The 14,756-nt window shown below is 43.3% G+C and carries 13 protein-coding genes; 8 read left to right on the forward strand and 5 right to left on the reverse strand.

Annotated elements, in window-relative coordinates; all coding sequences use genetic code 11:
• Window positions 1-311: 311 nt before the first annotated feature.
• Both R7Z78_RS01210 and R7Z78_RS01215 read left to right on the forward strand, forming a co-directional pair.
• Window positions 312-1,169 (forward strand): DMT family transporter, encoded by an 858-nt coding sequence (locus tag R7Z78_RS01210; protein WP_005375542.1) that lies wholly within the window; start codon window positions 312-314, stop codon window positions 1,167-1,169.
• Window positions 1,170-1,212: 43 nt separating this feature from the next.
• Window positions 1,213-1,827, forward strand: coding sequence for a glutaredoxin domain-containing protein (locus R7Z78_RS01215; protein WP_064354589.1), 615 nt, complete (start codon window positions 1,213-1,215; stop codon window positions 1,825-1,827).
• 127 nt (window positions 1,828-1,954) lie between these two features.
• Here the strand turns inward: R7Z78_RS01215 and R7Z78_RS01220 are convergent, their stop codons facing one another.
• The 3 genes from R7Z78_RS01220 to R7Z78_RS01230 form a co-directional block, all read right to left on the reverse strand.
• Window positions 1,955-2,089: a hypothetical protein gene (locus tag R7Z78_RS01220; protein ID WP_017635854.1), complete on the reverse strand. Its 135-nt coding sequence runs from the start codon at window positions 2,087-2,089 to the stop codon at window positions 1,955-1,957.
• Window positions 2,090-2,222: 133 nt separating this feature from the next.
• Window positions 2,223-2,570, reverse strand: a complete 348-nt coding sequence (locus tag R7Z78_RS01225; protein WP_005391198.1) for a hypothetical protein — start codon at window positions 2,568-2,570, stop codon at window positions 2,223-2,225.
• A gap of 176 nt (window positions 2,571-2,746) precedes the next feature.
• Window positions 2,747-3,940 (reverse strand): multidrug effflux MFS transporter, encoded by a 1,194-nt coding sequence (locus R7Z78_RS01230; RefSeq protein WP_064354587.1) that lies wholly within the window; start codon window positions 3,938-3,940, stop codon window positions 2,747-2,749.
• A gap of 105 nt (window positions 3,941-4,045) precedes the next feature.
• Between R7Z78_RS01230 and R7Z78_RS01235 the strand changes: the two genes are divergently transcribed.
• A complete protein-coding gene (locus tag R7Z78_RS01235; protein WP_017635852.1) occupies window positions 4,046-4,933 on the forward strand; it encodes a LysR family transcriptional regulator in 888 nt (295 codons plus the stop codon).
• 183 nt (window positions 4,934-5,116) lie between these two features.
• On the forward strand, window positions 5,117-6,937 hold the full coding sequence (locus tag R7Z78_RS01240; RefSeq protein ID WP_104976498.1) for a putative bifunctional diguanylate cyclase/phosphodiesterase: 1,821 nt from the start codon (window positions 5,117-5,119) through the stop codon (window positions 6,935-6,937).
• Between the two features lie 106 nt (window positions 6,938-7,043).
• Here R7Z78_RS01240 and R7Z78_RS01245 read toward each other — a convergent pair whose 3' ends face one another.
• Both R7Z78_RS01245 and R7Z78_RS01250 read right to left on the reverse strand, forming a co-directional pair.
• Window positions 7,044-8,327, reverse strand: coding sequence for a peptidoglycan DD-metalloendopeptidase family protein (locus R7Z78_RS01245; protein ID WP_025768471.1), 1,284 nt, complete (start codon window positions 8,325-8,327; stop codon window positions 7,044-7,046).
• Window positions 8,328-8,451: 124 nt separating this feature from the next.
• Complete coding sequence (locus tag R7Z78_RS01250) at window positions 8,452-9,081, reverse strand: hypothetical protein (RefSeq protein ID WP_047101642.1); 630 nt, start codon at window positions 9,079-9,081, stop codon at window positions 8,452-8,454.
• A gap of 200 nt (window positions 9,082-9,281) precedes the next feature.
• Here R7Z78_RS01250 and R7Z78_RS01255 point away from each other — a divergent pair, with 200 nt between their 5' ends.
• The 4 genes from R7Z78_RS01255 to R7Z78_RS01270 all read left to right on the forward strand — a co-directional run bounded on the left by R7Z78_RS01255 (window position 9,282) and on the right by R7Z78_RS01270 (window position 14,636).
• Entirely contained in the window at window positions 9,282-9,683 is a 402-nt protein-coding gene (locus R7Z78_RS01255) for a GFA family protein (RefSeq protein WP_104976497.1), read from the forward strand.
• Between the two features lie 153 nt (window positions 9,684-9,836).
• Complete coding sequence (locus tag R7Z78_RS01260; protein ID WP_047101645.1) at window positions 9,837-10,508, forward strand: YoaK family protein; 672 nt, start codon at window positions 9,837-9,839, stop codon at window positions 10,506-10,508.
• Window positions 10,509-10,963: 455 nt separating this feature from the next.
• Window positions 10,964-12,328, forward strand: coding sequence for a YjiH family protein (locus R7Z78_RS01265; RefSeq protein WP_047101646.1), 1,365 nt, complete (start codon window positions 10,964-10,966; stop codon window positions 12,326-12,328).
• A 436-nt stretch (window positions 12,329-12,764) separates the two neighbouring features.
• Entirely contained in the window at window positions 12,765-14,636 is a 1,872-nt protein-coding gene (locus tag R7Z78_RS01270) for a methyl-accepting chemotaxis protein (protein ID WP_017821611.1), read from the forward strand.
• Window positions 14,637-14,756: the final 120 nt, after the last annotated feature.

The raw sequence follows: 14,756 nt of genomic DNA on the forward strand, positions 1-14,756 counted from the left end.
ATGCGATTGATCACTAAGTTAGTGCATTTCATCTAATCGACAACATAGAAAAACAAAAAAACCATTTAAAATCAAACATATAAAAGTTGGCACGTGTTCTGCAATATTATTTATGCAAATGCATGGCAGCGTTTGTGCTTCTCGTTCTTTGTACCTGTTATAACAGGCACGTCCTTTGAATTGGTAATGTCGCCTCCCTCTGGGAGGCATTTTTTTATTGGCGCGAAAAACAATAGGACGTATGATCCCGCCACCTCTATCAAACTGGAATTTTTCAATTGAATCATCATCCTGTTCAAGGTGCGTCCTGGATGCTAACAGCTGGCTTGGCATTCGCCATAGTGAACAGCTTCGCCCAAATTGCTAGCATCAACTTTGGTGTCTCCTCCACCACATTTGCGTTATTCCAATATGCAATCGCCTTATTTGTTATTCTGCCCTACCTACGTACACTTGGGATTAGACGTTCTTTAAGAACCCAACACTTTGGCTGGCATGCATTCCGCATTTTTCTCTCTGTTATCGGGATTCAACTTTGGTTATGGGCTCTCGCTTACCCAGTTCCAATTTGGCAAGGTATTGCACTTCTCATGACCTCCCCGTTATTTGCCACAGTTGGTTCTGGCTTGTTACTCAAAGAAAAAGTAGGTACTGCACGCTGGCTCGCTACATTGACGGGGTTTGTTGGTGCCATGATCATTCTTGAGCCTTGGGCAGACTCATTTACATGGGCGACCCTGCTCCCTGTTGGCGCCGCATTTTTCTGGGCAGCGTATTCATTAATGGTTAAAAAAATGTCGGTAAACGATCCGCCATCAACCATGGTTGTCTATTTATTGCTGCTGATAACACCATTTAATATCTTGTTAGCGATACCGACGTTTACTATGCCAGATACGTGGACGATATGGGGTGTGCTTTTAGCCGCAGGTGCACTTACAGCACTCGCTCAATGGGCTATCGTTAAAGCATATGCAGTAGCAGACGCCTCATTTGTGCAACCATTTGATCACGCCAAACTGCCTTTGAATGTTGTTGCTGGTTGGTTGGTGTTTGGTTGGGTGCCACCTGGTCGTTTATGGTTAGGTGCTGCGATTATTATTGCATCTATTGCGTTTATTACGCATTGGGAAGCGAAAAAGACAAAGTTAGTTGAAAGAAAAATCTAATTTAAAAGTTCTATATTTTCAGGAAAGGAAATGAGGAACCCATATGAGTCAACCAATCAAAATTACACTGTATCGCTGGGCTGGTAGTTGGGGCCCATTCAAAGTCAATATTCCTTGTGGTGAATGTACATTAACCAAAGATATTTTAAAGGATACTTTTGAAAACGAACTAGCCAATGTGCCCGTTGAACTTGAAGTAAAAGATTGGTTATCGCACTGGTGGGAACCATTAAAAGCTGGTGCTTGGCATGCACCCATTCTTCTTGTCGAAGGGAAAGTTATCAGCCAAGGAGAAGCATTGAATCGGGGTGTGCTTGTACAGTCTGTTATTGCTGAGTGGGTAAAACGCGATGAGCTAAAAGGCAACATTGTTTATGGTAAAGCAACTTGCCCTTACTGTGTCAAAGCCAAACAATTACTTGACGAGGCTGGCGTTCAGTATGAGTACCATGATGTAGTTAAAGACAGCGCCGCCTTATATCGCATGATTCCTGAAGTAAAAGCCATCATTGGCGAAAAAACACCGGTAACAGTGCCGCAAATTTGGTTAGATGGAAAATATATTGGAGGCGCTGACGATTTAGAAAAGTGGTTATCAGCAAAGGGGCTAGATAAAGTGCCTAACAATGTTGTGGAGATACCAAGCCAATCCGCGTAATTCTAGATTTAAATGTCATCAGTCTTTGAGTAGCGTTTTGCCAATGTTGTGCAATATGTTGGCTACTTACTAACAACAAAACAGAGAAAAGCAAAAAGCCCTGATTTTTCAATCAGGGCTTTTTAAATTATTTCGCCAGTTTTTTAATAACACGAGCAAAAACAGAAGCTTTTTTCTTCTTCGCTTTACCGTAAAGCGCTTTGTGCATCGCGTCTTTTGCAATCATCTGGCCAATATAAGCACCACCAAGTTCGTTACCCATGACCTTCTCCTGAATGTATTGACTTAACTATGTAGTAATTTTACACCACAAATAGATAAAAACAAGACTCCAGTCACATTTATTTTGTAATTAACTTTCAGTTTGGTTTTCGTGGATTTTTTGAAATGAGCGTCTATCGCTTCGGTTGTTGGTATGTTTTACCCGCCGCGACGTACGTATCTTTCTGTTTGATTTCAAAGAATGTTTCAAAGAACCACGCTGCAAACTTGATCAAGTGATCGCCTTCATTCATGACGTGCTCTACGTATTCTTGCTCTTCTCCGGACTCGTCTTCTTGAGTGGTAATATGGTAAATACGTTTCTCACCATCAACTTCTGCAAGGCCAAACTGACCCGTTAGGGATTGCGCCGCTTGTGCAACTTCTTCTTCCTCACACGCCTTCAAGACTTCGAGCGCCTTTGGCATGCTTTCTTGCTGAGTAATTTCTTTTACCAGTGTTTCAAATTCGTTTTGTTGCATTCTTTCACCTAACGATTAGAGATCGGATAGCCATTGGGCAGAAATGTATTCCAAGCTTGAGAGAAGTATCAAGGTTCGCCCTCTTCCTTTCAAACCAAGTTATTCAGTATACACAACAGGCCAGACTTAATTTAGCTGCGCATTTTAGAAAGCCGACCTTCTGGTTGCAAGTATATTCAGATGGAAGTTTCTGCTTGAACCGTCCCTTCTGGCACTTTACGAAATTGGCTTAGTACAAGAACAAAGCAAGAAAGTAACGCAATAAACAAATAAAACACCCCAAGCTGCTGCTGATTCGTAACCCATGAGTCTACTAAGTACCCACCAAACAAACCTGCTAAACACATTTGAATAGAACCAGATAACGCAGAAACCGCGCCTGCCTGTTGCTTATGTGGCGAAAGTAGCAAACTGATCGATACTGGGAATGACATGCCTTGGGCAAAACTTAAACACGTGAATGCCGTCAGCAATGAAAATACACTGAAGGGGGTAACCAGCAACATGACGCCAGCAACAGAAACAATCGCGAAACTCATCAGCAAGATTTGCTGAGCTTTGTAACGAGCATTGATCAAATTCAGCACTAAGCTACCCGTCAGCAAACCAACTGATGGTATGATCATCAAAGAGCCGTAATCTGCCGCCGTTAATCCTAACTCTTGTTGCATTAAAAATGGATACAAGGAGAGAGTAACCAGAGCCGATAAATAACTAAGCCAGTTGTAACTCGCACTACCAATCACTTGTGTATTCGTTAACAGACGCAAATAGTTCGCGCTTACTTCGCCTACTTTAAATTTTCTCTTCGGATAAGGCAGCGTTTCTGGCAGCACCAATAAACCAAGTGTAAAAATTGCCATTAAGTAAATCAGCACAAACACGAAGACAGCATGCCAACTCAGGTGAAAAGCAATCCAGCCACCAAACAGCGGAGCAATAATTGGCATCACTGAAGCAGTGACTGAAATATAAGATAGCGCTTTGGTTAATTGCATACCGTCATAACTATCACGCAGTACTGACCGACCAAGTACCGAAGCGCTGCCCGCTCCTAGGCCTTGCAGTAACCGTCCCGCTTCAAGGGCAACAATGTTGTCCGAAAACGCGATGCAAATAACCGTACCAACTAGATATACACTTTGCCCCAAAATAAACACCGGCCGACGACCAATCGCATCAGACAATGGGCCGTAAAAAAGCTGAGAGATACCGAAGCCAACGAGAAATAGCGTGACGAGATTCTGAATCGAATGTTGCGGCAAATTCAAGTCATGACCAATCAACGGCAAAGAAGGAAGATAAATACTAACGCCAACTTGGCCTGTGGCAATGATCATCATCGCTAATAACAATGGTGTTTTACGCAAACGTTCCTCCTACTTTGTGACAGATTGATGGCAAACAGTGTATATTTGATACTCAAAGATGATAATCAGCTAAGTTGGAAAGGAATTAATTCCCAAGGAGATACAATGGACTGGATTCAAAGCGTGAAGAGTTATATTCGTGTGGTCGAAGAAGGTAGCTTTAATGCAGCAGCGCGGAAACTCAATACCACCAGCTCAGCTATCAGTAAGCGAGTTCAATGGCTAGAAGATAAAATTGGCGTTCAACTACTCAAACGTACGACCCGCTCAATTAGCCAAACTGAAGCTGGTGCGCTGTTTTATCAACGAGCAAAAAGTCAGCTTGATTCATGGCAATCGGTATTAGATGAAACTCGCTCAGTCAACCAATCACCAGCGGGGCTATTAAAAATTGGCGCGACACTGGCCGTTGGTTCCAAGTTTCTAGTTCATTATCTCGATGATTTTCTTGAGAAATATCCAGACATCACACTTCAATTAACAACAACGCTACCAGGCCAATTGCCAGAGCTAAGCTTAGACCTGTTTATTAGCCGGGAATTAGAGCAACTGAACTCTCTGAGTTTCAAAGCCACTGCGCTTTTCGAACATAAAGCCCAGTTTTACGCTGCGCCTAGTTACCTAAAAAAATATGGAACACCGCAATGCGTTGAGGATCTGACAGAGCATAATGTCCTGATTTGGGGAGAAAAACCCTCACGAGAAATCAAAACAAATCGAGGTAAGCGTATCAGCTTGTCCGGTAACTTTGCCACGACCAACCCAGAAGCGCTGTTTCATGGTGCCAAAAGAGGCATGGGTATTTTGATGACGAACAACGTCATGATCAAAGATGATCTCAAATCCGGCGCGTTAGTCCCTATCCTGCCCGATATCACAGCGGATAAAGCCACTGTATATGCCTACTATCCAAAGCTGGATTATCAGCATACCCGGACTAAGCTATTCCTCGATTATCTCAAATCACGATTAGAAGAGGAGAAGCGCGCCTAGCTTAGCGTTTTTATCGCTATACCTTTAAAAGGTTCAAGCATAAAAACATGAAAATAATGATTTGTTCGTTCACAAAATTTGAAAAATCTGCCTTAGTAACCGATAGTTTATTTGATGCATATCAAATAATAATTCGTCGTGTCTTACACGATATGTTAATAACAACGCTAGGTGAAATGCTCGATGGGTCAGGTACAAATCAGTTTCCACAAAATTGATGAGATATTGAAGCTAAACGGCACGGCTCAGCTAAACCGAGTCACGTTAGATATTCATCAACACTTGCAGAGCCATTGCACTTGCGTTGTAGAAGTTGCGCATCTTCAGCATTCGGCTCATACCATTTCCTTCGCCAGCAATGGAAAAATTACAGACAACCTAAGCTACCACCTTTCAGGCACCCCCTGTGAAAAAGTGGCGAAAGACATTGGCGAACATATTTTCTATCAAGACCAGGTATACAAGCGTTTTCCTGAAGATCAGATGTTTCAAGAAGATGGCATTCAAGCTTACATTGGCCTGCCATTGAAGACACAAAATGGCGAAGTTCTGGGAATTTTACTGTCTACCTTTACCCGAAGCATCCACGCGAAAGAAGCGCAAGATATCCTCGACTTCCACCGATTTTATGCCAATGTCATTATTCATAGCTTACGTGAAAAGTGGGTCAGTGAACGTTCAGATAAGCTTCTTAATCAGCTTAGCTATGAGGTATCGCATGATAACCTAACTGGACTGCTCAACCGTAGCTGTTTAGCTGATACCTTGGAGACATTAACGCAGCAAGCGACTCGTCCATTCAGTTTGGCGTATCTTGATATCGATAATTTCAAATCGATCAATGATATCAACGGAAACTATATCGGCGACCAAATCATTAAGTTCACAGCTAACGCCATTCAACAGAGCTTGTCGTCGCCAAACAATGCGTTCCGTGTTGCAGGAGATGAATTCGCCTTCATCACGTACGACGAAGATCCTGTCGCCGTGTGTCAGGAAGTACTCGACAAAATTGAAAGCGGCTACAGCGACAAATCTAACCGGATTTCTTTCACCGTTAGTATTGGTATTGCACGTGCCCCAGTACATATGTTGAACAGCGATGAGCTGATTTTGAATGCCAGTCTCGCTCTCAAAGATTGTAAAAAACACCGCGATACACGGATTCAGCATTACGACACACACCTTAGTGCGTTATACCACCGTAGGACGCAGCTTATTGAGGCAATGCGAATCCAGCTAAGTACTGATATACAAGACAGCGATGAGTTGTATGTAGTGGTTCAACCGATCGTTGATATCACGAGCGACCGCTGGAATTACTTTGAAATTTTGACTCGTTGGAATAGCAATATCTATGGAAATACCTCTCCAGCGGAGTTCATTGAAGCTGCCGAACAATCAGGCCTGATTATCGAGTTAGGTGAACGGATTATTGAACTCGCGTGTATCGCAAAGCAAGAACTCGAAGCGAACCTAGGCTATAAAGTCAAACTCTCCATCAATTGCTCAGCGTATGAGCTGGTTGATTCCAACCGTTATATTAATCACTTAACCAACATGGTTGAAAAGTATCAGCACGAAGCAAAAGACTTTGTTATAGAGCTCACCGAGACCGTCTTACTCTCACAAAGTGGCCGTGAACAGATGGTACTTAACTCGTTGCGATACTTGGGTTTTAAAGTCGCACTGGATGATTTTGGTACGGGATACTCAAGCTTGAACTATATACACAATTATCCGATTGATAGCATCAAAATCGATGCTACCTTTGTGCAGAACATGCTCTCAAATACAACCTCTGAACAAGTAGTGTTTTTGATAGCGCAATTGGCAGAGCTGCTTGATGTGGATTTGATTGCCGAAGGCGTAGAAGACGATAGAGCACTACAAAAGTTAATTGAAATGGGCTGCCACTACATCCAAGGTTATTTTTACTCTCGTCCACACAGTGTTGAAGAAATCGTACACCTGATAAATGAACGTGAAGTGCGGAGTGCCTAACGTACTGAACAGACTGCTGTCATAGAATTCAAATCTAGTTAATGCACAAAGTAAAAGAGACCAAGCTATGCTTAGTCTCTTTTTGTTTTTTAAGCGAAGTACTTTATTACAGCACTGCTTTCTCTTTATCACGTAATAGTCTATCCATTTCATCTCTGTTCGCGACAAAAGTAGCCATCTCTTTCTTAGGAACAGAACTCGCCATTGGGATATTTGCTCGCATAGCGTTAACTGGACGGCCGTATTCAATCAACTCATAGTGAAGGTGTGGCCCAGTCACTCGACCTGTTTTACCAGAAAGACCGATACGCTGGCCTCGAGAAACCTTTTGCCCTTTCTTCACCAAAATCTTACTTAGGTGTAAGTAACGGGTTTTGTATTTGCTGCCGTGCTCAACAACCACGTAGTTACCCGCATATGGGTGTTTACGAGTCATGATCACTGTACCATCACCAGTAGAAACGACTGGTGTACCGGTTGGTACAGCAAAGTCAGTGCCGTTGTGCGGCGCAACACGCCCCGTTACTGGATGTAAACGATTAGGGTTGAAGCCAGAACTGATACGCCAACGACTACTTACAGGGTAACGCTGGAATGCGCGCTGTAAGCTTTCACCTTTGGCATTGTAGAATTGACCATCAGTATGAAGGTAAGCGGTGATCTCGCGGCCGCGATTATAAATCTTAATCGCCTCAATTTCGTTCTTACCTGTTGGTACACCATTGATGCTTTGTGAGCGACGAACAACTTCAAATCGGTCACCTGCACGAAGATCACGTCCAAAGTTAAGTTGTTCTTTGAGTAAGCTTACGACTTGACTCACTTCCGCTGACGTTAAACCTAAACGACTCGCAGAAGAAGAAAAACTGCCTTGAATGACGCCAACTAAAGGTTCTTGGCTCCACACGCCAGGAATGGAAATATCAGTAAAGTCATAGCTACCGTCACTATTCAGCTTGTAGACCACTTTATCTGCAATAGAAAATTGCAGTTCCATTTTCGCTAACTCGCCTGTTGCATCATCACGCCAGAAACGGAGCGTATTGCCCGGCTTAAGTGTATCAAGTGCCAAGTAGTTCAAATCCGTTTCCATTACTTTCATTAACGAGCTGTAACCGAAACCGAGCTGACTAAAAATAGTGCTTAGGTTGTCACCTGCTTGGATTTGATATTCGAAGTTCGGGGGAGTGACAACTTCGGCAGTTGTCGCATCAAGAATTTTTTCAACGACCTGAGATTCAGGTAGGTTCAATGCGATGGTTTTGGTTAAAGATGACTCTTTGAGAGAGTGAGAAACACCAATCGCAACTAAAACTGGCAAGGAGTATAACAGCAGCGCTCTACGACTTGTCAGATTCGGCAACCGTCTTGTAATTTCATTTGTAGACACGGGAATTACTATCTCCTTTCAAACAAGGCTCATAGCTTATGCATTCCCGAATAAGAAATCACTAGGAAATTTCGAGATCTAGCGCAGAAAATACTGAATTTTTACAGAACTCAAAAAAAATTCATCACTGTTGCATATGTAAGTTATTCCCTACACGCTGTAATGTGGATGAATTGAATTGATTTGGCGTGTCTGCCATTGCTTGATCGTCACCGTGCGCTAAATATGAAAGCGTGATAGTTGTATCACTTTTCCATTCGAGCTGAGTAAATTTCACGCGGTCACCAACAAAAATACTGTCTAAAAGGACAACTCGGCTCGGCACGGGGTCAAACTTGAACAAGCCAACATAGTTAAACGAACCGCTACCTTGTGTCGTTACAATCATCGGTGCAACAACCCATGAAACACCTTCAATCTCACGCTGACTAATCGACGCAGTTGGAACAAGTATCTGACCTTTTGTCGCACCTGCATCATAGTCACCGATCAAATAGCCGTTTTCTTTATCCCACTCATCAAGAAAAGTGACCGCACTTTGCTCGGGTACTTGGATCGTCCAAGGGTTACGTGCAGTGATGCCAAGCGTCTCTTGCACAATAACGTTAGTTTCTACTTCTGTTTGAGGAAACTTAGCCATGATCTCGTCATCAGACAAACTAAAACGATAAACACCTGCGATCACAACCACAACTAATAAAACGATTGGAATAAGTAGAATAAGTGGTATCGGCAGGATTTTTTTGTAAGTCATGAAGGCTTCCTTGTTTCAAGGTATAAACGAAAAGCGAGTATACCATTGTATACCCAAATGATTTCACCTCTTCAAGTGTTTCAAAATTAAACTAAACTGATTGTATCCAAATAGTTTCAAGTCCAGAGCTAATAACGAGCCAGTGACACAAGCTCTGTGCTCTAGGTCTATCGGTGTGTTGGGACAAATAGGTAATCACGATGACAAAAACCATTCATACATGCGAGTGCGCCTGCGGTTTAGTTGAGATCCGTTGTAAGGGAGAGCCCACCCACACGTCTGTCCGTCATTGCTTCGAATGCCAAAAACGAACTGGCAGTGTTTTTGGGGTACAAGCTTGCTTTGAAAAAGAGCACGTCACTTTAAACGGTGAAGTCACTAGCTATACCCGAATTGGCGATGATGGCAGTGAGGTTCAGTATGACTTTTGTCCATCCTGCGGCACGACAATGAGGTTGTTCGTTTCTGCATACCCAGAAATCATGATCATTCCCGTCGGTCTATTTACCGATAAAGAGTTCCACCAACCTACCGTTTCAGTCTATGAACAAATGAAACACGGGTGGGTGAGTTTCGAATGCACAACGGAACACATCTGCTAGCGAGCAATCCTCGTTCACGTATTTACTTTGGCTCGGACAAACGCCCTATAAGTGAGATTTTTTTGAGAATGATCAATCGAGTTTTACTGTAAAGGGTTTCGTAACTCGGTGTGAGCGTTATAATCGGCTCCTAATATTTGGTGGGGGTTTATTGTGATTTCCAGACTTCCTCGTTGGGTGGAATATGGCGCGTTTCTACTAGCTCTTCTCGCGGGCTGCGTCAACGCCGTTGGTCTTCTCGGCTTTCAACACCAAGCGATAACTCATCTTTCGGGAACCGTAACTCAGCTAGGGAACAGCTTGCTAACAGGTGTGGAGAGCTCCATTCACCTGCTCTTCATCGTATTTAGCTTTTTGATTGGCGCTGCCTTTAGCGGCTTTTTTATTGAAAGCAGTGCGTTAAAACTAGGGCGAAGATATGGTGTTGCACTGTGCATAGAAGGGAGCTTGCTCTTACTCAGCTTGGGCTTTTTGGTGCAAGGGGATTTGTACGGTCAATATCTAGCATCAGCAGCATGTGGATTACAAAACGCAATGATCACCACGTTTAGCGGCGCAGTAGTCAGAACCACACATATGACCGGAATCATCACCGATCTAGGGATTATGATTGGAGAAAGCTTGAGAGGTCGTCAATTTGACCGACGTAAAGCAAAATTATTCCTATTCATTTTCTTTGGCTTTTTGTTTGGCGGCGTCGCGGGAGCGGCTCTATTTACGGTATATGGTTTATATACGCTGGTTTTCCCAGCAATATTGGCTTTTTCTACGGCTCTGATTTACTGGAGTTACCTATACATACTTAGCCGTCAACAAAAAGCATAAAATTTCGATCCGATTGAAGCGACATGCTTCAATCGGATTTGGCTCAATAGGTTCACACTGCAACGGTACAAGAAACGCTGAACGGTATTTTGACACCACTAAAAACCTTAGAATAGATAAGGCTAACTGAATTTCTGGCTAAGAAGTTAGTTAGATCAAAATCACATTTGTTTACCATTTTATTATTCCAGTCACAATGCGCCCCATAATTCACTGCGCAATTCGCCTCTCGTGCTACAATTTTCTAACACAAGCAACATATTCGCATACACTTAGACGTTATTTGACCAATTACCCGACAAATCGGCTGAATAACTAGATGTATTTAATGAATAGTATTGCAATGGATGCAGTTTGCGGGTACCCTCCGCAAAACTGTGATTAAATACGGATGTTTAGTGAATATTTATGTCATGGAAATGGCAAGTATTGACTAGTAGTAACACGAGACAACTATGCATAACACCACTAATGCTACTGAAGCTCCTAAGGGCAACTTTTGGATGTTTTTCATCCCTTCCCTAATTGGTCTTCTACTCTTTATGGCTCCGATCTCTTACGATGGCGGCCTAACCATTCCCGTTGCAGTGATGGCAAAAGTCATCCCAGCGGTGTTAGGCGATACCTTGATTGCTATCGTCACCAGTATCATCGCTTTCATGGCCGTTGCTTCTGTTCTTTGCAAAATTTTTAAGCCAGCTGCAATTTTACGTAATGGTTTTTTAAACGGTCTCTTCAACCCATCTCCACTTTGGCTCGTTGTTCGTTTAATAGGCGGCGCTGCCGTGTTAATGACGTTCTTCCAAGTGGGTCCAAAAGCAATTTGGGAAGAGAACACTGGCGGGCTTGTTCTTACTGGTCTTCTACCTACTCTGTTTGCCGTTTTCATTTTCGCGGGTTTACTGCTTCCGCTTCTTTTGAACTTCGGTCTTCTGGAGCTATTTGGTGCGTTACTCAGTAAAATAATGCGTCCGGTATTCAACCTACCTGGCCGCAGTGCAATTGACTGTATGGCATCTTGGTTAGGCGACGGAAGTGTTGGTATCTTGCTAACCAGCAAGCAATACGAAAATAAGTTCTATACTCAGCGTGAAGCGGCTGTTGTCGGGACCACTTTCTCAGCAGTATCGATCACGTTTAGCTTAGTTGTTATCGCTCAGGTAAAACTAGAGCACTTATTTTTGCCTTTCTACGGCGCTATCTGTCTAGCTGGTATCGTAGCTGCGATTATCATTCCTCGCCTGCCTCCGCTTAGTCTGAAGAAAGATCGCTACATTGACGGCGGCAACCCTGATAAAGACGCAGATGCAGTGCCAGAAGGCCACACCACATTCTCTTGGGGTATGGATCTAGCTCTTAAGCGAGCTGGTCAAGTCACATCGGTTCAGTCTGTATTTAAAGAAGGCGTACACAACGCAGTCGATATGGTATTTGGCGTACTACCTGTAGTTATGGGTCTTGGTACCGTTGCATTGGTGATTGCAGAATACACGCCTGTATTTGCAATTCTGGGTCAACCGTTTATCCCATACCTAGAGCTACTGCAAGTCCCTGAACCTGTTGCAGCATCACAGACAATCGTTGTTGGCTTTGCGGATATGTTTATTCCAGCAATTTTAGCGGCCTCAATCGATAACGAAATGACACGTTTTGTTATTGCGGCAATGTCAGTAACTCAGCTTATCTACATGTCGGAAGTAGGTGCCCTACTGTTAGGCAGCAAAATTCCAGTAAACATTGTAGAGCTCTTCGTAATCTTCATTTTACGTACGCTAATCACGTTACCTGTGATTGCTGGCGTTGCTCATCTTATTTTCTAAAATCGAGACGTCAATTAACAAAGGCTCCGCATCGTCGGGGCCTTTTTTATACCTAAAACTCCGTCCACATTAGGCTTTTAGTAAAAAGCTCATAGTTTACAAAGACAAAACTTAAACAAAACACCTGTCAGCACCAACAAAATTTTCATCACCTCACCTGTAAAACCAGTTGATACCACTGTTTGTTAAGCAATTCTTTTCATTATGACGATTTCATTAATCGAGCTCGCAAACATGATCACACTCACAAGTTTTAACGTAAACTATCGTTTTGTTTAAATTTAGTTAAAAAAGACGACAAATGAGTTCATGTTTTTGACAAAGATGTCGATAAAAATATAACCAAACACAATAGGTTTCTCTTTATGCCCAATTCGCCCGGTTTAAAAGAGGCGAAAGCAAAGTGGAACCAACCGGGAGAATCAGAGGAAAGCTCATGAAATTCAGACATAAGGTTGTCACAGCCTCTTCATTTTTGCTGCTAATTACCGTGTCGTTATTGTCGACACAACAAGTTATGACCATCCGCTCCCAAACTCAGGAGCAAATCGACTCAAGTGTCAACGAGATATTGACCAGTGTTGGTAACACTGTGCAATCAGAAATGAATGCAAAGAAGGATCTCGCTCGCTCCATTACTGAAGTGATTGAGCTTGATCCCAGTTCACATAGCTATGTTCAAAACATACTTGAAAGACCCACGCCAAAAAGCAGCTTCCTTGCCATCGGTTTTGGTTATGAAAGTAATGGCTTTGTGATTGAAAATGACGACGGCTGGGATGCGGGTCCAGACTACGACCCACGTCAGCGTCCTTGGTTTATTGCAGCTAAGAGCAAAGGCGATTTGGTCGTAACCGATCCGTACGTCGATGCGTCTTCGAAAAACGTTATCATCTCTGTTGGTACGCCAGTAAAAGAAAATGGCCAGTTTTTAGCCGGTATGTTTTATGACCTCGAATTAACTACCCTTTCAGATCTGGTCAACCAAGTGAATCTGTTTGATGCTGGTTACTTATTTCTGGTCACCGCTGATGGCACAACCATTGCTCACCCTCAAAGTAAATACAACGGTGAGAAAGTCGGTAGCTACCTCCCACAAATCGAACTTACGCAATCAGCACAACATGTTGAGATTGATGGCAACCGCTACATGGTTAACCTGACTCACATTCCTGGCGAGAACTGGTACGTAGGTTCGGTGATCGATGAAGCTGTTGCCTATTCTGCCGTAGGAGAGCTCCGTAACAACGCTATTATTTATTCAATCATTGCCGTGATTGCATCTATTATCGCCCTAACTCTGTTGATTCGCACTCTCATGCGTCCTTTGGACACGCTAAACAATGCGATTAAAGATGTAGCATCAGGGAAAGGCGACCTCACACAACGCCTCGAAACAGATACTGACCAAGAGTTTTCTGAGCTTGCCACAAACTTCAATACGTTCATGGAGAACTTACAACAGCAAATCATTGAGTCGAAACGTATTTCTGATCAAATTTTAAACGGAACTCAAATCACCGCTGAGGGCGCAAAAGACTCGGCAGGCGCAATTCACACTCAGCTGCAAGAGCTAGAACAACTTGCTACCGCGATGCATGAGATGTCTGTCACCGCGACAGAGGTTGCTAATAATGCGCAAGGTGCGGCAAGTGCAGCTAAAGAAGCCGACCAAGCAACGGTTGAGGGGTCTTCTATCGTTGGTGAATCGACACAAACGATAAACATGCTTTCCGATAGCATTGACCTTGCAGTCGAAGAAGTACAAGTGTTGGAATCTGCTACCGCCAATATCGAAACGATTCTAAAAGTCATCAACGATATTGCGGACCAAACAAACTTACTCGCGTTGAATGCCGCAATCGAGGCTGCACGTGCGGGAGAATCTGGCCGAGGCTTCGCCGTTGTTGCAGATGAAGTACGTACACTGGCACAACGCACTCAAGAGTCGACAACAGAGATTCGTACTATGATTGAGCAACTACAATCTGGCGCTTCATCTGTGGCAAATGCCATGCATCAAAGCAAAGGTAGTGCTATAGAGGCCGTTGAAAAAGCGGGTTTAGCAAATAGTGCGTTACAACGCATTCGTGATGCGATTCAGCGTATTTCCGATATGAACTTGCAAATTGCCTCAGCAGCGGAAGAGCAAAGCCTCGTCGCTGAAGAGATCAACAACAATACGGTGAATATTAAAGACCTATCGACTCAAGTCGCCGAATCGGCAAATCGAACCAACGACGCGATGCAGGCGCAACAAGAAGATGTACATAAACAAGATCAAATCTTAAATAGATTTACTGTCTAACACTCATTTAAGCAAAAACAGCGAGCACCGGCTCGCTGTTTTTGTTTTTAACCCTCTACCCTAGTATTGGTCGATGTTACATGTGCCATGTTGGTGCTATTAAGCTCAACATTACAAGAA

The organism is Vibrio sp. 1167 (assembly GCF_033340375.1).
Taxonomy (GTDB): domain Bacteria; phylum Pseudomonadota; class Gammaproteobacteria; order Enterobacterales; family Vibrionaceae; genus Vibrio; species Vibrio alginolyticus.